22 protein-coding genes are annotated in these 19,900 nt (G+C 65.3%); 15 read left to right on the forward strand and 7 right to left on the reverse strand.

Translation table 11 applies throughout. The annotated features are described in order from the left end of the window. Positions 1-113: 113 nt before the first annotated feature. The 5 genes from Q1J95_RS06290 to Q1J95_RS06310 all read right to left on the reverse strand — a co-directional run bounded on the left by Q1J95_RS06290 (position 114) and on the right by Q1J95_RS06310 (position 5,617). On the reverse strand, positions 114-1,250 hold the full coding sequence (locus Q1J95_RS06290) for a glycoside hydrolase family 15 protein (RefSeq protein WP_300266511.1): 1,137 nt from the start codon (positions 1,248-1,250) through the stop codon (positions 114-116). A gap of 80 nt (positions 1,251-1,330) precedes the next feature. Beyond that, on the reverse strand, positions 1,331-2,578 hold the full coding sequence (locus Q1J95_RS06295; protein ID WP_300266513.1) for a sugar ABC transporter substrate-binding protein: 1,248 nt from the start codon (positions 2,576-2,578) through the stop codon (positions 1,331-1,333). A gap of 45 nt (positions 2,579-2,623) precedes the next feature. Next, entirely contained in the window at positions 2,624-3,439 is an 816-nt protein-coding gene (locus tag Q1J95_RS06300) for a carbohydrate ABC transporter permease (RefSeq protein WP_300266514.1), read from the reverse strand. Further along, positions 3,432-4,388, reverse strand: coding sequence for a carbohydrate ABC transporter permease (locus tag Q1J95_RS06305; protein WP_300266515.1), 957 nt, complete (start codon positions 4,386-4,388; stop codon positions 3,432-3,434). The genes Q1J95_RS06300 and Q1J95_RS06305 overlap by 8 nt, the downstream gene beginning before the upstream one ends. A gap of 5 nt (positions 4,389-4,393) precedes the next feature. Next, positions 4,394-5,617 carry an ROK family transcriptional regulator gene (locus Q1J95_RS06310; protein ID WP_300266516.1) on the reverse strand — a complete coding sequence of 408 codons (1,224 nt, stop codon included), beginning with the start codon at positions 5,615-5,617 and terminating at the stop codon, positions 4,394-4,396. Between the two features lie 248 nt (positions 5,618-5,865). Here Q1J95_RS06310 and Q1J95_RS06315 point away from each other — a divergent pair, with 248 nt between their 5' ends. From Q1J95_RS06315 to Q1J95_RS06325, 3 genes are read left to right on the forward strand one after another with little or no spacing between them, the layout of a single operon-like run. Beyond that, complete coding sequence (locus tag Q1J95_RS06315; RefSeq protein ID WP_300266517.1) at positions 5,866-6,501, forward strand: hypothetical protein; 636 nt, start codon at positions 5,866-5,868, stop codon at positions 6,499-6,501. 27 nt (positions 6,502-6,528) lie between these two features. Then, positions 6,529-6,756: an RNA-binding S4 domain-containing protein gene (locus Q1J95_RS06320; protein ID WP_300266519.1), complete on the forward strand. Its 228-nt coding sequence runs from the start codon at positions 6,529-6,531 to the stop codon at positions 6,754-6,756. A 41-nt stretch (positions 6,757-6,797) separates the two neighbouring features. Then, the gene (locus tag Q1J95_RS06325; RefSeq protein WP_300266521.1) at positions 6,798-7,583 is read left to right on the forward strand and encodes a DNA/RNA non-specific endonuclease; all 786 of its coding nucleotides are present in this window, start codon (positions 6,798-6,800) and stop codon (positions 7,581-7,583) included. Between the two features lie 80 nt (positions 7,584-7,663). Here Q1J95_RS06325 and Q1J95_RS06330 read toward each other — a convergent pair whose 3' ends face one another. Further along, positions 7,664-9,391 carry a DUF5979 domain-containing protein gene (locus Q1J95_RS06330; protein WP_300266523.1) on the reverse strand — a complete coding sequence of 576 codons (1,728 nt, stop codon included), beginning with the start codon at positions 9,389-9,391 and terminating at the stop codon, positions 7,664-7,666. 229 nt (positions 9,392-9,620) lie between these two features. Here Q1J95_RS06330 and Q1J95_RS06335 point away from each other — a divergent pair, with 229 nt between their 5' ends. After that, positions 9,621-10,220, forward strand: coding sequence for a TetR/AcrR family transcriptional regulator (locus tag Q1J95_RS06335; RefSeq protein WP_300266525.1), 600 nt, complete (start codon positions 9,621-9,623; stop codon positions 10,218-10,220). A 54-nt stretch (positions 10,221-10,274) separates the two neighbouring features. Here the strand turns inward: Q1J95_RS06335 and Q1J95_RS06340 are convergent, their stop codons facing one another. After that, a complete protein-coding gene (locus Q1J95_RS06340) occupies positions 10,275-10,499 on the reverse strand; it encodes a TIM-barrel domain-containing protein (protein ID WP_300266526.1) in 225 nt (74 codons plus the stop codon). A gap of 220 nt (positions 10,500-10,719) precedes the next feature. Between Q1J95_RS06340 and Q1J95_RS06345 the strand changes: the two genes are divergently transcribed. The 11 genes from Q1J95_RS06345 (at position 10,720) to Q1J95_RS06395 (ending at position 19,809) form a co-directional block, all read left to right on the forward strand. Next, on the forward strand, positions 10,720-11,085 hold the full coding sequence (locus Q1J95_RS06345) for a hypothetical protein (protein ID WP_300266527.1): 366 nt from the start codon (positions 10,720-10,722) through the stop codon (positions 11,083-11,085). After that, on the forward strand, positions 11,072-11,515 hold the full coding sequence (locus Q1J95_RS06350; protein WP_300266528.1) for a helix-turn-helix transcriptional regulator: 444 nt from the start codon (positions 11,072-11,074) through the stop codon (positions 11,513-11,515). Before Q1J95_RS06345 ends, Q1J95_RS06350 begins: the two co-directional genes overlap by 14 nt. Before the next feature lie 339 nt (positions 11,516-11,854). Further along, the gene (locus Q1J95_RS06355) at positions 11,855-12,793 is read left to right on the forward strand and encodes a TOMM precursor leader peptide-binding protein (RefSeq protein WP_300266529.1); all 939 of its coding nucleotides are present in this window, start codon (positions 11,855-11,857) and stop codon (positions 12,791-12,793) included. Between the two features lie 5 nt (positions 12,794-12,798). Beyond that, positions 12,799-13,653 carry a hypothetical protein gene (locus Q1J95_RS06360; protein WP_300266530.1) on the forward strand — a complete coding sequence of 285 codons (855 nt, stop codon included), beginning with the start codon at positions 12,799-12,801 and terminating at the stop codon, positions 13,651-13,653. Continuing rightward, entirely contained in the window at positions 13,650-14,579 is a 930-nt protein-coding gene (locus Q1J95_RS06365) for a SagB/ThcOx family dehydrogenase (RefSeq protein ID WP_300266532.1), read from the forward strand. Before Q1J95_RS06360 ends, Q1J95_RS06365 begins: the two co-directional genes overlap by 4 nt. After that, the gene (locus Q1J95_RS06370; RefSeq protein ID WP_300266533.1) at positions 14,576-15,268 is read left to right on the forward strand and encodes a CPBP family intramembrane glutamic endopeptidase; all 693 of its coding nucleotides are present in this window, start codon (positions 14,576-14,578) and stop codon (positions 15,266-15,268) included. Before Q1J95_RS06365 ends, Q1J95_RS06370 begins: the two co-directional genes overlap by 4 nt. Then, positions 15,258-16,229 (forward strand): hypothetical protein, encoded by a 972-nt coding sequence (locus tag Q1J95_RS06375; protein WP_300266534.1) that lies wholly within the window; start codon positions 15,258-15,260, stop codon positions 16,227-16,229. The genes Q1J95_RS06370 and Q1J95_RS06375 overlap by 11 nt, the downstream gene beginning before the upstream one ends. Beyond that, complete coding sequence (locus Q1J95_RS06380; RefSeq protein ID WP_300266535.1) at positions 16,222-17,103, forward strand: ABC transporter ATP-binding protein; 882 nt, start codon at positions 16,222-16,224, stop codon at positions 17,101-17,103. Before Q1J95_RS06375 ends, Q1J95_RS06380 begins: the two co-directional genes overlap by 8 nt. Further along, positions 17,100-17,858, forward strand: a complete 759-nt coding sequence (locus tag Q1J95_RS06385) for an ABC transporter permease (protein WP_300266537.1) — start codon at positions 17,100-17,102, stop codon at positions 17,856-17,858. The genes Q1J95_RS06380 and Q1J95_RS06385 overlap by 4 nt, the downstream gene beginning before the upstream one ends. Continuing rightward, positions 17,855-19,324, forward strand: a complete 1,470-nt coding sequence (locus Q1J95_RS06390) for a YcaO-like family protein (RefSeq protein ID WP_300266538.1) — start codon at positions 17,855-17,857, stop codon at positions 19,322-19,324. The genes Q1J95_RS06385 and Q1J95_RS06390 overlap by 4 nt, the downstream gene beginning before the upstream one ends. After that, entirely contained in the window at positions 19,321-19,809 is a 489-nt protein-coding gene (locus Q1J95_RS06395; protein WP_300266539.1) for a hypothetical protein, read from the forward strand. Before Q1J95_RS06390 ends, Q1J95_RS06395 begins: the two co-directional genes overlap by 4 nt. Positions 19,810-19,900 lie beyond the last annotated feature (91 nt).

The following is a 19,900-nucleotide window of genomic DNA, read 5'->3' on the forward strand; positions in this document are numbered from 1 at the left end:
GGGGGAGGTGCGGACGCCGAGCCGTAGCGGCTCATCGGCGATGGGCACCACGGGTGTGCGCTGCTCGGTGTCGTGCGAGTACGGATGCCCCGAACCGGACGGGCGGTGGCGGATCATGCCGTCACCTCCGTTGCGATCTGGTCCCGCTCGGCGGCGAGTCCCAACTCGACGGCAAGGCGCAGAAGCATCGCGTGACTCCACAGCAGCGGAGTCGCTACGTCGCCCCACCGCTCGACCCATTCCGCCTGACGTTCGGGATACAGCAGATGGCCATCGACCTGTTCGGGAAGGTCTCCCCCGTCTATGGCCGTCGATGCCGCCCACTCCAGCAGCTCACGGGCCCGGGTCGTGTCGCCCTGGGCCACTCGCGCGAGTCCGAGGAAGCAGGAAAGCAGCGGCCAACGACCTCCGCCGAAGAAGGTGTCGTCAACGAAACGATGCACTCCACCGTCGACGCAGAGATCGCGTTCGACTGCGTCCAACGTGCGTGCAGCGAGATCAGACTCCGGTGCGATCACGCCGAGCGGAGCGATGAGCGCACTGAGGCTTCCATCGACCGCCGTGGTGCCGATCCATTTCACGACATGGCCGTCGCTCACACCGTCGGATTCGATGAAGGCGAGAATCCGGTCAGCTTCTACGCTAGCTTTCGCCGCACGGTCAGCGCCAACGAGTTCACCGTCGGCTGCGGCACGCAGTCCCGCCGCAATGCAGCCAAGTGTCGAGAGATGCCGGTGCTCATCGTGCTCTTCCCACCAGTCGAAGCACGGTCGCTGCCACGAGCTGATCAGGTAGTCGACGGTGAGTTCTGCCGCGCGACGCCATGACGCCGGATCGACGCCGTGGCGCTGTACGTGCGAGGCCGCCGCCCACAGCCAGGTGCCGTAGCCGTCGAGCTGAAAATCCCACCAGTCATCCGCGCCGAAGTCACCCTCGAATGTGAACCGCGCCGGCAGCATCTGCTCGTCTGGCAGCGGCATACCCGCACGCGCTGCGGCGACGACTGCTTCGAGCTGTGTCTCGTGACGCAGCAGCACCATGGTGCACCAGTCGAAGAATGCCGATGCAGAGGCGACTTCGCCAGCGGCCGAGATTCCGTCGGCGATGAACGAGCCATCACGGAACCAGCAGTACCCGCGGTATGCGGAGAAGTCGGGGCTGGCCGGGTAGGCGCCGTTGGGCTGCTGCAGAGTCGTGATGACGCCGCGCGAATGTTGCAGCAATGCGCGGATGTCGAGATCGGTGTTCATGGCTCCTGCTTCGGTGTGTTCGTCTAGTTCAGTTCATGGGTATCGGGGACAGTTCGCATCGCCCCCGACACCGCATCGGGTCATCCCAGAAGCTGGTTTACCCGCTCTTCCGCATCGGTCAGCGCCTGCTCTACGCTCTTGCGGCCGGCCGCAGCCTCAGTGAGTTCTTCTGAGACGATGTCCTGCATCTCGGCCTGACCCTCTTCGAGCGCGGGCGCGAGCGCGACAGCATCCAGAGAGTCGAACACGGCCTGGCGGTTCGCTGGAGAATCCTGGTCGAGGTAGGCGCTGAGCTGCTCTTCGTCAGCGATCGGAGGAAGCTCCCATCCGGCCTCGAGGCGCACGTCGACGGCGGCCTTGGCGCTGGTCAGGAACTCCGCGAACATGGTCGCCTCGGCGACGTGGTCTGACCCGACCGAAACGCCGACCGCGTTGGAGAACATCGCGCTGGCCTGCTGGGTGTCGCCAGGCTCGACGGCGATATCCCAGCCGAAGCCGGCGTCTGCCAAGCCACCGAACATCCAGATGCCGGTGTGCCACATGGCGAGCTTTCCCTCGGCGAACAGTCCGCTGTCGAAGTCAGGCGTACCCGCGCCCTGCTCGGCCGTCGGCATGGTTGTGCCGCTCTTGCCGACCAGCCACTCTGCCGCACGGATGCCCTCGGGTGAGTTGAAGGCGACCGCGCTGCCGTCATCGCTGAGGAAGTCGCCACCGGCCTGTGCGAGCACCTTGTAGAACTCGTGGTAACTGATCGGCTGATAATCGCCCCAGACGCCGGCGCCGGAGTCGGTGAGCGCTTCGGCAGCCTTCTGCTCGTCGGCCCAGGTCCAATCCGCCGTCGGGTATTCGAGACCGGCTGCATCGAACAGGTCGGCGTTGTAGAACAGCACGACGTTCGAGAAAGAACTGGGCAGCGCGTATTGGGTGCCATCAGTGGCATACGCCTCGGCGAGTGAGGTCTGGTACGCGCTCGTGTCGATTCCGTTCAGCGCGGCGAGGACGCCGCTGGCCTGATAGGAGGCGTAATTGGCCTGTTCGATGTCGAACACGTCCGACACAGTGCCGCCGGCCAGGTCGGTCTGCAGTGCGGTGAAGTAATCCGCGTAGGGCAGGGTGTTCACCTCGACGGTGATCCCTGGGTTCTCGTCCTCGAACGCGTCGACGATCTTCTGGAGGTTCTCCTCATTGCCTCCGTTCGAGATGAAATTGGTGTAGCTGATTTCGACGGGGGCATTGTCGTCACCTTCTGCGCTGCCGCCGCCGGAGCAGGCGGTCAGGACGAGGGCTGATGCGGCGATGACGCCGACCATGGGGGCTGTGTGCTTCATTGCAGTGTCTCCTTCGGGTGGGTCGTACGTGGATAGGGATTCGAGTTATTTGATGCCGCTGCTGGCGACACCCTGAATGACATATTTCTGGGCGAACAGGTAGATCGCGAGCATGGGCAGGATGCTGACGACGGAACCGGCCATCATCACGTCCCATTGGGTGGTGTACTGCCCCTGCAATCCGGCGAGCGCGAGCGGCAGGGTCTGCAGTTGCTCAGATCGCAGGATGATCAGCGGCCAGAGGAAGCTGTTCCAACTGCTCATGAATGAGAACACCGCCAACGTCGCCAGCGCAGGACCGATCAGAGGCAGCGCGATGCGACCGAAGATTCTGAAGTGCCCAGCGCCGTCGAGGGTTGCGGCTTCATCCAGCTCTCGCGGGACGGAGTTCATCGCCTGCCGCAACAGGAAGACGCCGAACGCGCTGGCGACGCCGGGCAGCAGCACACCGAGGTAGGTGTCGACGAGGCCGAGATCGCGCATCTGCACGAACAACGGCACGATCAGCACCTGGATCGGGATCATCATCGTCGCCAGGTACAGCGCGAAGACGAGGTCACGGCCGGGGAAGTGCAGGCGGCTGAATGCGTACGCGGCCAGTGCGCTGGTGGTCAACTGCAGCAGCGTGGTGACGACCGCCAAGCCGAGGGAGTTCGCGATCACGCGGGCGAACGGGGTGTTCTCGAACAGCTCTCGGTAGGCCGAGAACGAGGGGTCATCCGGAATCAACTGCGGCGTGGCATCCAACCCCGCGCCGGGAGACAGTGAGGTCGTCAGCGTCCACAGGAACGGGAAGAACATGATCAGCGCGCCGACGATGAGTGTCAGTGTCAGCACGATCCGCTTTGTGCGCTCACGCATAGGTCACCCACCTTTTCTGCCCGATGATCTGGATGACGGTGACTCCGAGCACGAGGATGAACAGCATCCAGGAAAGAGCGGATGCTTCGCCGGCAGAGCCGTAGCGGACTGTGAGGTCGTAGATCTGCTGCACGACGACGGTCGTCGAGCCGGCCGGCCCGCCTCCTGTCATCGCGTACACCTGGTCGAAGACCTGGAATCCGTTGATCAGTGAGATGACGACGACGAAGAAGGTCGAGGGCGAAAGCAGCGGAAGCGTGACGTTGAACAGTCGCCGCCAGGGTCCAGCGCCGTCGACGGTCGCCGCCTCGTACAGCTCTTGCGGAATGGCCTGGAGTCCCGCGAGAAGGATGATCATGACGAACCCGAGGTCCTTCCACGCCGAGGCGAGGATGATCGAGGGCATCGCCCACATCGGATCGGTCCACCATCCGGGCCCGTCGATTCCGAAGACGCCGAGGGCGGCGTTGACGATGCCGACGGAGGGGTTCAGCAGCCAGCGCCAGACGAGTGCGACGACGATCCAGCTGGTCACCACAGGCAGGAAGTAGACCCCGCGCAGCAGGTTTCGCCCGCTCACTCGCTGATTGAGCGCGAGAGCGAGGGCAAGGCCGCCGACGTACACGATCGGCAGATAGCCGACCAGGTAGGTGAGTGTGTTCAGGAATGCGCGTTGCGTGTCTGAGTCCTGGAACAGGTGCACGTAGTTGTCGAATCCGACCCACTCCATCGGGGCGAGGAGGTTCCACTCGTGCAGACTCGTCCACAGCGCTCCGACCATCGGGTAAAGCGTGAACATCGCCAGCGGGATCGCACTGGGGAGGAGGAAGGCAAGGACAGTGAGCGTGTAGCGCAGTCGCTTCTTGCGTCGTCCTGCCGTCCGGTTCGCGATAGCTGGGCGACGAGGTTCGGGGCTCTCGGGCGACGCCGACGGAGCGACGGCACTCACGAGGCTCATTCGAGCGCCCCGTCCTCGGTCGGGCGCACCAGTGCGAGGCGTTCGCGCACGAGCCGGCCCTGTTCACCCGAACGTCCCGAGGCGTCGAACGGCGTCGCCAGCACGAGCGAAGCGGCGCCCTGTGCCCAGCGATCGTCCTGCCAGGTCTCGACTGCGACGGGGATCGCCCGATTGCGGGGCAGCAGCGCGCCGCGCAGTGACGGTTCGAACCCGAACGACCAGTGTCGCCAGGCATCTGCGCCCTCACCGAGGACAATCACGATCTCTGGATCGATGATGTTCACGATTCCGGCGAGTGCCCGGCCGAGCAGGTGACCGGCGGTGGAGTACAGCTGCTGGGCGCGCGGGTCTTCCGCGTCGGCAAGGGTACGCAGCGCGGCGATACCGGCATTGGGTCCGATGAGTCCGTCGCGCCGTGCGCGGTCGATGAGCGCGTCCTGCCCGACAAGCGCTTCGAGACAGCCGTGCGCACCGCACTGGCAGAGCGGGCCGTCTTCCAGGACGGGCAGGTGGCCGATCTCGCCCGCGCCACCGGCGCGACCGCGCAACAGCTGCCCCTCCGCGATGATCCCGGCGCCGACACCCGTTCCAATGGTGACGACGAGCGCGTCTTCGTGTCCACGGGCCTGGCCGTGCAGGGTCTCGGCCATCGCGAGCGCGTTGACGTTGTTCTCCACGAGCACCGGAAGACTAAGTTCTTGCCGTAGTGCCTCGCCGACCGGAACACGCTGCCACCCGAGTTGAGTGGAGTCGACGGTGCCGACATCCTGCTCATCGACGTTGCCGGGAACGCCCACCCCGATGCCGAGCAGCGGGGCGCTTCCGGTGCTGCCGTCGATGAATGCGCGAAGCAAGGCGGCCAGCTGCATGATCGCGGTGCCCGATGCGGCATCGAAGGGCTCCGTCGCCGAGCGGATGACGTTGCCATCGATCCCGACCTCGACCAGCGCCACGTGATCTGTGACGACCTTCACTCCGATCGCGCGACCGGCGTCGGCTACGAGACCGAGAAGGCGGGCGGGGCGGCCGCCCTGCGAGGGACTGTGCGCGAGCTCTTGGAGGAGCCCGTCGGAGATCAGCTGACGAGTGTGCTGCGTGATCAGTGCGGGAGAGACCCGAAGTTCGCGTGCGAGGTCGGCGCGCGACGTCGGTCCGTGTCCGCCGATGTGCGCGAGTACGGCCGAGCGAGTGACGTCAGTACGTGCGCTGGACGATGCCATCAGAACCCCTTTGTTTAAAGCTAAACAAACTTTAGGGAACACCGAGCTTCTCGTCAAGCTGCTTTGATACTTGCTGCCGCCCATACTCGCGGGAAGTCTTCGACGCTATCTTCAGATCTAAACAAAGAAAGCTCCGACGTCTCCCCCTCACGTTGACTTCCCCTGTGGTCGAGAAGTGACCAATGTCATGCATGAAGAGGACGATTGTGCACTTCTCAGCCACGCGCGCGCCTCATAACGTCGATGACATGGCACGCAGAGCTAAGCCCGGAGATGGTCATCCGCTGAAGCGCTACCGCTGGTGGCAGCTGTTCACACGTTCGCTGTTCCATCTGCGTCTGGACGCCCGAGCAGGCGCCACGAACGTCTGGTCGGTCGACGTGCGAACCGCGGGTGATTCGAACGGTGAGGTATGGGCGAAGCTCTATCTGGACGGGCGCAATCACTCGCGCTCGAAGCTTCCCGCGGCGTTCACCGTTCCCGGCGGAACGATCGAGGTGGCCACCAGCAGTTATGGCATCAAGCGCTGCCACTTCGTCCGAGACGATGGAAGCTCTCGGATGCTGGCGCCTGACCCCGCGTCGGCAGAGGGCCGGCGCGCACGCCTGGATCGGAACAATCCCGCCCTGAGCCGCGCGATCGGTTTCATATCGTTAATGGTGCTCGTGATTGCGCTCGTGCTCGGGGTTCCGCAACTCGTCGAAGACATCACCCGCATCCCGCCCATCGCGGATGCGGTCGGCACGTTTGTCAGCCCGATCCGGCTCCCGGGCTGGATGAATGTCACGCTCATCGTCTCTGCGCTCGTCGCAAGCACCGAACGGGCGCTGCGTCTGCGATACAACTGGATCCTCGACGGCGGTCTCTTCGACGGAGAGTCGTAGACGCGTGCACGGGGTTAGCATTTAGGCATGAGCAGCAGCGCATTCGACGATGACGTGTCCATCGGCGGCGAAAGCATCCGACTGGGGCAGTTCCTCAAGTTCGCCGGCCTGCTCGACTCCGGTGGAGACGCGAAAGAGGTCATCGTCGACGGTTATGTGAGCGTCAACGGCGAGGCCGAGCGCCGCCGGGGCCGCCAGTTGCGCGATGGCGATCTCGTCACCTTCGAGGGGCGCACGGTTCGCGTTCGGCCCTGACCGTTCACCCGCAGTTCGCGCGCATCCGGCACGATGAGAGCATGAGCGACGGATACGACGCCGACTTCCTGGACGCAGCGCTGCCCCTGCCGCGCCCAGATCGTGAGACGCGCGAGCTGCCGTATCCGCGGTTCACCGTGCTGCTGGATACCCAGCGCCGCTTCGCAGCGGTCACCGCGGTGAACATCGATGGTGCGCACCTGCGTCCGGTGCCGCGCACCGGCAGTTGGCGACTCGAGGATCGTGTCGAGCCGCACGAGCAGGCCGGCAATGACATCTACCGGGACAATGACCTCGATCGAGGTCATCTGGTGCGCCGGCGCGACCCCGGCTGGGGTGAACTCGACGACGCCCGCGCGGCCACGCGGGCGACCTTCTTCTATCCGAACGCGGCACCGCAGGCATCGGGCTTCAATCAGTCGAAGCAGCTCTGGCTGGGACTCGAAGATCATGTGCTGGCGTATGCCGAGGCATCCGACCAGCGCGTGTCGGTCTTCACCGCGCCGGTGCTCGCCGACGACGATCCGCCGTATCGTGCGATCCAGGTACCATTACGGTTCTGGAAGGTGGCCGCCTGGCGCGGCCCCGACGGCCTCGCCGCGACAGGCTTCATTCTCGATCAATCAGACCTCGTCCGCACCGACGAAGGGCTGCGCACAGTGGCGCCGCTGGGAGCGTTTCGCACGTTTCAAGCACCGATTGCGGAGATCGCCGAGCTCGCCGGCGTCGATTTCGGCGTGCTTCCCGAGGTTGACGTGCTCGGTGCCCGAACCGCTCGCGCACCGAGCTGGCGTGAGCTGAACGAGCCGCACGACATCATCTTCTAAGGACGGCGAGCAGACGAGAAAGTGCTGCCCCTCTCCGGTGTGGAGAGGGGCAGCACTTCTTTCTGTGTTACCGCCAGCGGTTATGCGACGCGGCGACGCAGTGCGACTGCACCGCCTGCCAGCAGAAGCAACGCGACGGCGAGGGCGGTCAGCGGGGCAGCGCCACCTGTGACTGCGAGCTCACCTTCTTCACGGGGCTCTTCTTCACTGACGGTGATGTTGTTCGTCACCGTGATGATGGGGATCACCTCGGCGCGAGTAATGGTCACAGTCGTCGTCGACAGCTCAGACGACTCCCACGTAGCCGAATCGACGCCTTCCGGGGCACGCTCGCTCAGCGTCAGAACCGCACCGACCGGAAGCGCCGGCGAGCTGACCATCGTGCCGTCACCGGGCAGCTCGAGCGTGCCGGAGCCGGCCTCGAAGCCAGCGCCTGCCTCGTAGGTGTAGTCGAGGTAGAAGGTCTGGTCTGCGGCGAGGTCCGCCCCGTCGCCTTCAAGCACCTTGTGTGCGAAGAAGCCGCTGACGGCGACCGACGCCTCGTTGGTGAGGCTCACGGCGACGTTCGAGGCTCCGACGATCGCGAAATCGTTCTCAGAGAAGACAGGGGTCTCCCAGTCGAGGTTCTCGGGGTTGGCCGGGATGAACTCCTCGAGGTGGACCGTCGACCCGGTCTCGAACTCAGCGCTCGTCCAGGTCGCGCCGTCAGCAACGGTGAAGTCGCCCTCGGTGATCGCGCCATCGGGGGCGGTCACCGAGTACGAGCCCTCGAAGGTCAGCCCGTCGATGGGCTCGCTGTTCCAGACGACGTCCTTGGTGATCGAGAAGGTGCCGACGTTGTCGCCCTCACCGGTTCCGCCGCCGCCCTGACGGTGAGCCTCGGCGGTCGCGGTCTCCTGGTTTCCGTCCACGGTCGAGTGGGCATCGTTGGTGTAGGTGACGGATGCACCGGCATCCGTGACCTGCGCCATGTAGATGACCGTGTAGAAGTAGCCCCCTTGCGCGGTCCATGAGACCGTCGAGCCGTCGACCGTGTACTGGTCCTCCGGAACGTTGGCCATGGGGCCGGGAACTTCCCATCCTTCGAATTCGTCGAACGTGTTCGAATGCGTCAGCACGGGGTAGGTCTGGCCGTCGTACTCGGTGATGAACTCCTGGTTCGGGCCGAGCACGTCTTCGACGCTCATCTGCTGGCCGGCGGTCGCGCCGTCGGCGTCAGAGGCCACCCGAACGTACCACTTGATGGTGTTGTCGTCGCGGTTGTACTCACCCCATTTGATGGTCTCTTCGCCATCCCACTCGCAGTTCTCGGTGCACATGTCGGGGTGCGGCGCGACGGTTACGGTCGTCTGCGCATCGCCGAAGTCGTATGTCGTCTCGGTGTTCTCCGTGACAGAGGTCGTCACCTTTACCCAGAAGAAGAAGGTGCCCGACACGTTCAACGGGTTCGCCGCAAGGTAGTCGCTGTCGAGGTCGCAGATGATCTGGGTCTCGGTGACGATGCAATCGCCCATTGCCACGTCAGCGCTGTCGAGCAGGGGGAAGTCGTCGGTGAGCCCCTGCAGTCCTTCGGGAAGGTTCACGACGAAGCCCGCAGGTGTCGCTGCGTTGTCCGGCAGGGACCACGTTCCAGACAGCTTTGCCTCGGTGCTCGATGCGACCACCGATTCGGTGAACTCGACGCTCGTCAGGGTTGCATCGGTTTCATAAGGCGGTGCTGCCGTTGCGGCGTTTCCCACAGCGAGGGTGGCAAGCACCGCCATGGTCGCTGCAGCGCCTATGGCGCGCAGCCTTGTTATCGATTTCATCTTCGGCCAATTTCCTTTTCACTAGTTCTTCACGTCGGGTCGCGGCCGAAGAAGGATTCTCTGGTTGTCATGACACGCGGTGCCCAGCACCAGCCTCGTGGTACGCCAACAAAGCGCGAACGCCCTCCCCAGCATTACGAGGCTCACGCTACAGAACTAGTGGATTTTCCGCTACTGCTTGTAGTGATTTCGTTACTCTCGCGTTCTCGGCGCCGTTATCCTGGGAAAGATGAGCTCTTCCAGTGCGCGACCCTCCGAGCGGCGAAGCATGATCCTCGAGGCGGCGACGCGGGTGCTCTCGCAGCACGGACTGCGCGGGTTGACGCATCGCGCCGTGGATCGAGAGGCTGGAGTGCCCCAGGGCACGACCTCATACCACGCATCGACCCGCCATGCGCTGCTCGAGCTCGTGGTCGAGCACCTGGTCGTGCACTCTGCTCTGCACATCGAAGCAGGGAACTCTCTCATCGAGTTCGCCGAGCAGCTGAGCCCCCCAGCAGGCGTGGATGAGCTCATCGATCCGATGAGCGAGATCATCGAGACCCTGGCCTCGCACGCCGATACGATGCGAGCACGCTATGCGCTGCTGGTGGGCCTCGAACCGGGCGAGCTGCATACCGCCCTCACGACGGAATCACTGGGCTCCCAAGTGCTCGTGCCCGCGGCCACGAAGGCATTCACCAAGCTCGGTGTCACCGACCCCGAGCGTCAGGCGAAAGATCTCGTCGACATCAGCGACGCGCTGATCTGGCAGCGCACGACCATGGGGACGAACACGGATATCCGCGCGATTCTGCGTCGGTACCTGGTCGGGGTGCTGGCGGCTTAGCCCGACCGCGTCCTCACACGGCGAAGCCCGGGGCGGCACTGCTCGTCGGCCCGCTCAACGAACGGGACCGGCGAATACCGTGGCAAGCTCGCCCCAGGCGGACGCCCGCGCAAACACCGGAAAGCTGGACCGGTCTGACACATCGACGCTAACCACTGCTCCGCCGTCCACCGGCAACCCGGTGCGCACGTCCACCCATTCCCCAGCAGGAAGGTAAACCGGCCACGCCATGGCACCGGCGGTGAGCACCGGCGCGACGAGCAGATCATCGCCGAACATCCACTACCGGAATCTTGTGACAGCCGGCCACGGATGCAACTTTCGGCTCGACTTCGATAGACGAAAGTATCGGTCGCTTCCGCATCCTTGACACCGATTTCGCACGCGTGGAACGGTGGACGCGTCATCACGTCCCGCCGCCGTTCGCGACGGCGGGAGAACGACAGGAGGAATGGTGAGCGTATCGCCGGGGGGCCGCCGCTCAAGACTTTTTTCACGGATGGTCATCTACGCGCTCGTGCTGGCGGCGGTGATGGCGGCCTTCCACATCGTCGTCGCCGTGGTCGGCGCAGGGATCATCGACCAGTGGTCAGTGCTCGCACTGGTCGCCGCGGCAGTGGTCATCATCCTCGGAGCACTGATGTTCCGCCGCGAGCTGACCACGTTGCCGTTCGCCTTCTTCGTCTTCCACGTGATCAGCTACGTGCTGGTCGCCGGTTCCGTGGCGGTGCATGCCTTCGTGGCGAACTGGGCGGGCACGTGGGGCGGCGGACTCGTCTGGATGGTGGGCCTGTGGAGCGTGGGGCTGCTCGTGCACGCCTTCGCCTCCATCTCGCACGGAGGGTTCGCAGATGCTGACGCATGACCAGCATCTGCTGGTCGATCACGTTCGAAGCACCTGGGCGCACAGCCATGCCAAGGCCACGCTCGCGATGCTGGCCCTCATGCTGCTGCAGCAGCGGCCCCGCTGGGCCGGCGAACTGCAGGACGACCTGCGCGACATCTCGGCCGGAGTGTTCGACGTCGACGTGCAGACACTGCATCGGATGCTGCGCCGACTCGATCGGCTGAGCCTCATCCGATGTTGCGAGTTCGAATCATCCGGACCCGGCGCGGCCCGAAAAGTGTTCGAGGCCACCGAAGTGGGCATCGCCGCTCTCAAGGCGCATCTGCAGCACACTCTCGGTTATCTGACGTCTGCGACATTCGCCGATGCCCATCGTCAACTGCTCGATATGCCCGGACCGATGTGCGCGTGTCACAAGGACTGCACGAGTGCGGAGGACCCGCAATGAGTGCCACAAGCATCCATTCCCATGGCTCTCGTTCTCCGCACGCGAGTCTGTTTGAGTTCGATTGCGGGCAACCGTCCGCATCTCGCATCGCAAACGAGAGGTTGGTCGAAAGATGCTTGACGTCCTCAACCGGGTGGAAGACAAGTTCTTCGCCGAAGAAGCATCCGTCGCCCCTGGCGGCTGGTGCTGCTGGTGCTGGTGTTGCTGCTCTATCAACTTCAGCATCTGGTGACATTCACCGTTGTCGAGGGAGTCGCCGGTCGCGGCGGCTCCCTCGACGTGTGAAACCCCTGATCCTCCTCTGACCGAACGCTCATCCTCTGACCGATGGAGACAGAAATGACACTCGAAGACACCGCAGCACGGCCGACCGAAACGATCTCTGACGCTGCGCTTTACCGGCTGCGCACCGGACTGCACATCCTTCCCCACGGCGACGACGAGGTCTTCGTACGTGACGGCAGTCGATCCGCGTTCTCGAAGATCGTGCGTGATTCCGGACGTCGCCGGCTGCTGTCCCGGGTGGTGCAGTCCGCCACCGAACCGATCTCCGCACCACTGCTCGCCGAACGCTGGAACGAAGATGATGACGCTCTCTCCGACATCGTCGCTCAGCTCGCCGACTCGGGCGTGCTCGTCGCCGCCGACACGTCGGTCACCGGCGTCTCGGTTCTCCTGCTCGGCACCGGTGTCCTCGCCGACACGCTCGTCACACTCGCCGAAGGCGACGACCGGATCGACATCACACGCTACGCGGATCTGCCGGCGCTGCAGCAGGCACTCGACGCCGACGACACCGATGCGAGCGATCGCGAGCAGATCATCGTCGTCGCCGGCGACGCACTCGACCCGCCGCTGAGCCTCGACACGAACGCGCTGGCGCTGGAATATCGCATCCCCGCCGTGTACGCGCACGTCGACGGTCCCGAGGCAGTCGTCGGCCCCCTCGTGATCCCGGGCGAGACGGCCTGTTACCTCTGCCACGACCTGCAGGATGAGGGCGCCCGCCACCTGCGCGACGAGTACATCATCTACAAGGACCACCTGAGCCGAGGAGCGTCGGGACCCGGTGCAGACCCCGCCGTCGCGGCGCTGGCCGCCGCGTGGGTGCGACTTGCCCTCGCCAAACACGATCGCGATGAGCGCGGGTTCCTCGATCAGCGCATCGTCCGCGTCGAGACGAGCCGAATGGAAGTGATGACCCACCGGGTGCTCACCATTCCTCGCTGTCCTGCGTGCGCCACCAGCCGCGCCGAACTCGAGCACACGTTCCTCTGATCATCATGACGGGACTGAGTGACTTCCAGCAGGAGAACCGGATCGTCTTCGAGACCGAAGAACCGGGTTACGAGCACGGCGTCGAGCAGACAGTGCTGTCGGGTCCGGGCCTGCAGCTGCTGAATCCGACCGCCAGAGACCAGTATCAGCATCGCCTTCACGACGTGGATGGATCGGTGAGCGAGCTGTTCCAGGCGAACGCGCGTTGGCGCCAGTGCGATCTGCTCTCTGCCCCTTCCGAAGAGGAGCAGAAGCAGCTGCGCTCGTGGTTCCTGGCGTCGGGACGCACCTACACCACCGTTGACGGCGACACCTCGGGCATCCAGATTCCGCTCGATCAGGTGCCGGCTCCGCTCGGCCCCGGCCTCGCGGCGCTGGCCGAGATCGGCGGCGACTCGGGTGTGCTCTACGCGTCCGACATCGTCGTGGTCTGGCAGGGACACACCTGGCTGCTGCCGGCGTCGAGCGATCGGCTCGTGCGGATGCGACGGATCAGCGACACCAAGCTGCAGCGCCTGCGCGCAGCCGTGCCGGAGGACAAGAGAAGCGCATTCGACGAGGCGGCGGCAATCGTCTCAGTGACGACTGTGCCGTGGCGGATCGAGATCATGCAGGGACCACGCGGGTATCGCGTGGCGCTACAGCAATCCGGACTGCTGCTTGCCGCGACCATGCAGATCCTCAGCCGCTCGGGCGGCGCGCCGATCGTGGCCACCGAGTTCGCCGATGTCGTCGTCGACGATGTGCTCGACCAGGACGGCGTCGAACGGTTCACCACGGCGCTCGTCGCTGTTTCAGCAAGGGCGCAGGCCCCGCAGCATCCGCAAGCCGGGCCCGCAGATGGACAGGAGTCGAAGTGACCATCACCGATCCCACGCAGACCGACATCTCGACGAGCGAAGACCTGCTCGACGGCATCCGCTCGGTTCTCGAACGCGGAGTCGAAAACGGAGCGTGTCACCCGTCGTGGGCAGCCGCTGCCCTCGACATCCTCGCCGAAGGCGCCTCACTCGCATCCGATGAGGGCGTCTATGCCGCCCACATCGTGCACCGTTCCCTGCGGGCCGAGGCGAGCAAGGACGGCCCGCCGGTCTCTCGCATCGCCACCATGCGCGCGCCGGATCTTCGGGTCTGGCGTGCGGGAAGCGACCGCCAGGCGTTGCCCGACCGCACGCCGGAAGAGCTTCGCGCGTTCGCGGGGCTGGTCTCAGAGCGGCGATCGACACCGATGTACGGCTCCGAACCGCTGCCGGTCGAGCATCTGGCGGGCATCCTGCGTCAGTCCTTCGGCGTGACCGGATTCGAACTGGGCTACCAGAGGCGCGACATCCCCAAGCGCGTGGGCGCGTCAGCCGGAGGCCTGCAGTCCTACGACTGCCAGATCATCGTGAATGACGTCGCCTCTCTTGCTCCGGGCCGGTACTCGTATGACCCGATCGAGAACGATCTCATCCTGGAAGAGGCTGGCGATCTGCGCCTGCCGCTGCTGGATGCGACGATCGAGTCTGACTTCATCGTGTCGGCGCAGGCCGTGCTCGCCATCACCGGCGATTTCCCCCGCGTCTCCTGGAAGTACGGCACGCGCGGGTACCGCTATATGGGGCTGGATGCCGGAATCGTCACCGCGCACGTGTATCTCGCCGCCACGGCACTCGGGGTGAGCGTCAACGCTCTCGCCGCTTTCGCGGATGATCGGGTCAACAATCTGCTGCGCCTGGACGGCAAAGAGCAATTCGTCCAGTTGCTCATCCCTATCGGCACACCCCCAGGGCCCAAGCGGCAATGACCGACGCCCTCGCCGCCATCGCACTGACCATCGGAGTGCTCGCGCTCTTCGGTGTGAGCATGTTCGTCATCGACCTCTTCGCCAAGAGCGGGCTGTGGTGGGCCCGCCCTCTGGTGGAGACGTACGCCCCCGTGGTGTACACGGTCGTGCTCGTGGCGGCGATGGGCGTCTTCATCGCGATCGGGCGGCTCGACCCGCTCGCCGTCCTGCGGGTGCACAATCCGCTGTGGCTGCTCATCACCCTGCTGGCTGCGCCGCTGATCGCACTCATCTGGTACATCGTCGAACTCGCCGTCGCGTCGGCGCAGGTGCGCGCAGCCGGGCTGCTCGAATCCGGTGCGGCCCGCAGTGCGACCAGCGACCTCATCACGCGCCCCGGACTCTGGTGGGCGCTGGCGGTGGCATGCGCGGTCGCGGAGGAGTTGATCTTCCGCGGGATGCTACAGCACGCGGTCGTCGCGCAGTGGGGAGCTGTTGCGGCGATCGCCCTCGGAGCACTGCTGTTCGGACTGCACCACATCAGCTTCGGGGTGCCGTCGATCGTGTCGAAGTCGGTCGGCGGAGCGCTCATGGGGCTTCAGGCGCTGCTGGCCGGCTCGGTCATTCCCGCTGTGCTCACGCACCTGCTCTTCCAAGGGCTGGTGTTCCGACGCCTGCGGCGCAAGGCGGTGGTCGCTCATGCTGTCTGATGCGCATGCGACCGGCGAGGGTTATCTGCGCTCGCCACGGGACGGGTCGCTCCGCGACATCGTGCGGACGACGCTCGAGCTGGAGCGCTCGGCAGACGTCGTGGTCGAACGACGACTCGGGGTCTCGCTGGCGTCGTGGCTGCTCGCACGCGAGGCGGGCGACACCGCTGAATGGGGCGGCGAATGGATCGAGACGGAGCCGACCGGCCCGCAGGGGTGGTGGCCCGCCGCTTCGTGCGATGCATCGCTGCTGCAATCACTCGCGGCACTCGGCATGCGCTGGCTGTGCATCGGGTCGACGGCCGGTGACGATACCGCGCGCCTGCTCACGGCAGCGCGGGATGCCGGACTGTCGGTCGCGCTGCGGCCATCGCGCCAGGCGATCGACGCGATCGAGGCTCATGGCGCGGATGATGTCACCTGCGAATCGCTGCCGCTGTTGCTGGACGCACTCATCGCCCGACGGGAAGGCCGCCCGTGCGCGCACAGCCCTTCCGACGCGCTGCAGTCACTGGCCGCGGCGGACGATGACGCGCTTCACGACGCCGTCGACTGGATCACAGGCACCGATCTCACCGTCGTGCCGCTGATGACAGCATCCTTCCGGCAGGCGTCTTTGCGCGCCGTGGTGCGCGCACCGCATCTCGCCGACGCCGCCCGCGTGCTGCCGTACCACGACCGCATCGCGTCGCTGCGAGCGCCCGGAGCGATGCGCATGGGAGGCAAGGAAGCCGCCCTGCACCTCGGGGTGCCGATTCTCGACAAGTCCGGCGAGCACGATATCACGGACGGAATCGACAAGACCACGCAGGCACTCGCATCGCTGTTGGATGCAGGGCACGATCTGCGGATCGGATCGGGGGCGCCCGGAGTCGGGCTCGCGCCCGGCGCAGCGCTCAGAGAGGAAGAGGCCGTGTTCGACGCAGCGCGATCGGCCCGGGCAGGGGTGATGAATGGCTGAGGCACTGCTCTCGGTGGACGGGCTGCACAAATCGTATGGATCCGTGGCAGCCGTCGCGGGCGCGAGCCTAGACGTCTATGCGGGCGAGATCGTCTGCCTCGTCGGCCCGAACGGCTCAGGCAAGACGACGCTGATCGAGTGCATCGAGGGCTTGCGCACGCCGGATGCTGGACGCATCACCCTCTTCGGCGATCGGGCCGGCGGGCGCCGAGAACGGGCCGCACTCATGGGCGTTCAGCTGCAGGAAGAGGGCCTTCCCGCCCGCATCCGCGTGGGTGAGGCAGTGCGGTTGTTCGCCGCGATCTACGGCGTCGAATCCCCACCCGACGAGTTGATCACGCAATTGGGACTGGATGAACTCGTGCGCCGGCCATTCGAGACGCTCAGCGGCGGGCAGAAGAGAAGGACGGCGCTCGCGCTGGCGTTCATCAACGACCCGCGGCTGGCAATTCTCGACGAGCCCTCAGCCGGCCTCGACCCGCAGGGGCAGGACGAGATCGTCAGCATCATCAAAGAGCGCGCCGCCGGCGGCGCGGGTCTGCTCGTGACGACGCATGACATGCAGGTGGCGGCGGACATCTCCGATCGGGTCGTCGTCATCCGCTCCGGGCGCACGCTCGCCGCCGGCACGCCGGATGAGCTGCTCGCCGGCATCCCCTTCGAATGGTGCCTCGCCGGCCCCGGACTCGAGCGGGTCACCGAAGGCGCGGTCATCGCCCAGGATGGCCGCAACACACGCATCTACGGAACATCAGAGGAGCTGGAGCACATCATCGACTCGCTTCCGGCGACCAGACGGGCACGCGTGACGCTGCGCCGGACCGATCTCAGCGATGTCGCCTTCCACGTCGAAGACAGGGCGGTCGAGCGATGACGAGCATCTCCAGACAGTTCACCACTCTGCTTCGCACCGAGGTGCTGCTGTTCCTGCGCGAACCGACAGCCCTGTTCTTCTCCCTGGCCTTCCCGCTCATCCTGCTGCTGTTCGTCGGATCGATCGGCGCGACGGACGAGGTCGATGACGGCATCCGATTCATCGACACCTACATGGCTTCGATGGTGGCCGTCACCGCGGCGAACGTGGGAATCATGGGACTGTCCATCCATGTGGCAGAGAACCGGGCGCGCGGAGCACTCAAGCGCTACCGGCTGTCGCCGATGAGCCCGGGAATCTTCTTCGGGGCGCAGTTCGCCACCGCACTGGTGACGGTCATCGTCTCGCTGATCGGCCTGATCGTCGTCACGCTGGCGCTGTATGGGCTGTCGATCGATGCCAATTGGCCGCTGTTCCTCGCCACCGCGCTGCTGTCGCTGTACGTGGCGGTGTCATGGGGGCTGTTCCTCGGTGGACTGCGCCTGCCGCTTCGCAGCGTGCAGGTGATCTCGGCCGCCGTGTTCTTCCTGATGTTCTTCTCCAGCGGGGCGGCTCTGCCGCGGGAATCCTTCCCCGAATGGCTGCAGGCGATCGTCGCCTGGAATCCCCTCGCCGTCGCGAACGATCTGCTGATGTCCTCCTACGCCGCCTATGGCGTCGTAGAGATCGCCCGTATCGCGGCCCTGGTCATCTCCACACTCATCGTCAATGCCATCACGTCCGTCACATTCGACTGGGAAGGTCGCAACTCATGACTGCAATAGCATCCGCACCACTGGAAGAGCGGCACTGGAACCGCCGCCGGCCGGTCGCCAACCGAACGATGACCCGTGAGGAGCGGCTCTCCTATGAGGAGATCGAGTCTCTGCACTCGCCGGATGGGTTCATCCGGCTGCTGACAACGTACTTCCGTCCGGCATCCGGGGCGCATCTGCACACCGCGCACGGTCAGTACTTCGACTTCGACCACATCGTCAGTCGGGTGCTGGGTGTGGCCGGACTCAACTCCGGCTACAGCTCGCAGGTCTATGGCGGCGGTAAGGGGCTGGATCTGCCCAATGCCTATATATCTGCGATGGGTGAGGGAATCGAGCGCGTGCTCGGCTCTTTCGCATTCCTGCAGTGGGGCGACCGGCTGCAGTACGGCAGTCGGAAAGAGATGCAGGCGCAGGGGCGCACCTGCCTGGGCTCCGACGACATTCCGCTGTTCAGCGACGAGCAGTACGCCGACCCGCATTTCATGTTCGAGCGGTGGGACGACAGCGACTTCCTCGGATGGATTCCCGGTCGTCGCCTCTACTCCGGCGACGAGGTGTGGGTGCCCGCGCAACTCGTGTTGTTCACCTACTACCGCGACCCCTCGGAGCCGCTCATCGGACTCGCGCCCAGCGGTGGACTCGCCTGCCATGTGACACGCGATCAGGCGATCTATCACGCACTCGACGAGTTGATCGAGCGCGATGCCGTCAACCTGCGCTGGCACGCACGAGTTCCACTGGATGAGATCGTGCTCGATGTGCCGTTGCGCGATCGCGGCCTGCAGCGCTCGATCGACCGGCTTCACGAGGGCATCGGCGCGCCGAAGTTCTACCTGCAGAACATGGATTTCATGGAGTTCCCGGTCATCACCGCGGTGCAGTTCGACCGGTGGCTTCCTGAGATGTCGTACAACTCCGGCGGCGGTGTGGGCGCATCGCCGGATGCCGCGATGAGATCTGCCCTGGGCGAGTACAGCCAGTCCGAGCGCACGTTGCGCATCTGCGAGCAGACCGACAACTGGCAGTTCCGCGCCTCGTTCGAGCGCCTTTTCGGGATTCACCCGGATGCTGAGCCGTATGAGTTCTTGCGATTCGTGCAGGCGATCACGTTCTACGGCTACCCCGAGAACGCGCGGAAGGCGGATTGGTACTTCGACGGCGGTGGCCAGGTGAAGCTGAGCGAGCTGTACGAGATCGTCGACCGCGCCGAACCCGACCCCGTCGCGCGACTGCACTCGTCGATGAAGGCGCACGACATCGATCCGATTATGTTCGACTTCAGCCACCCCGACTTCGCACAGACCGAGATCTGGAAGAGCTACATCCCCGAGCTCGCCCAGCCATACCCGCCGCAGAACCCTGCCCTCGGGCACCCCCGGTACCAGACCGTTCCCGTTGCCTCGGGTTTCCGGTCCGATCCGATCGGCGAGAACCTGCTCACTGAACCGTTACCGTACCCATGAGCATCGAGCACGACCCCGAAGATGTGCGCGCGGCGGGAGCGGATGTGCGTGCGGCGGCGGATCCGGCATCCGGTCCGGGTTTCACGTCATGGGCGGTGGTGCTGACGCTGGTGCGCGCTGGCGTCGTCGCCGGCCTGTGGCCGGTGCTGCTGGGTCCCGAGGGTGGGATCGAGACCGAGAACCTTCTGCCCTACCTTCTGCACCTGGTCGGAGCTCTGGCCACGGTCGTCGTCGTTGCGATGCAGCACACCGTCATGAGGCTCGTCGCGATTGCGTTCACCGGCTACAGCACGATCGTTCTCGGCATCGGCGCCCCCGGCGTGACGGGCATCGTGATCTGGGTGACCGGGATCGCAGCGCTCATCGCGGTGCTCGCGGCCGCGCTTCGGCCCGGCGGGCGTGCCGGACGGTGGGCGTGGATCGCCGGTGCGGCGCTCGCCGTTGCCGCGGGGGTCGCCGTGACCGTCGTCGGTCTGGGACTCTGAGGTCGCTCGATACTCAGCGGCTGCCGTGACAAAGAAGTGCTGCCCCTCTCCGGTTGGTAGAGAGGCAGCACTTCTTGTTGTGTTCCTCTAC

The organism is Microbacterium sp., assembly GCF_029263575.1.
In the GTDB taxonomy this organism is placed as follows: Bacteria; Actinomycetota; Actinomycetes; order Actinomycetales; family Microbacteriaceae; genus Microbacterium.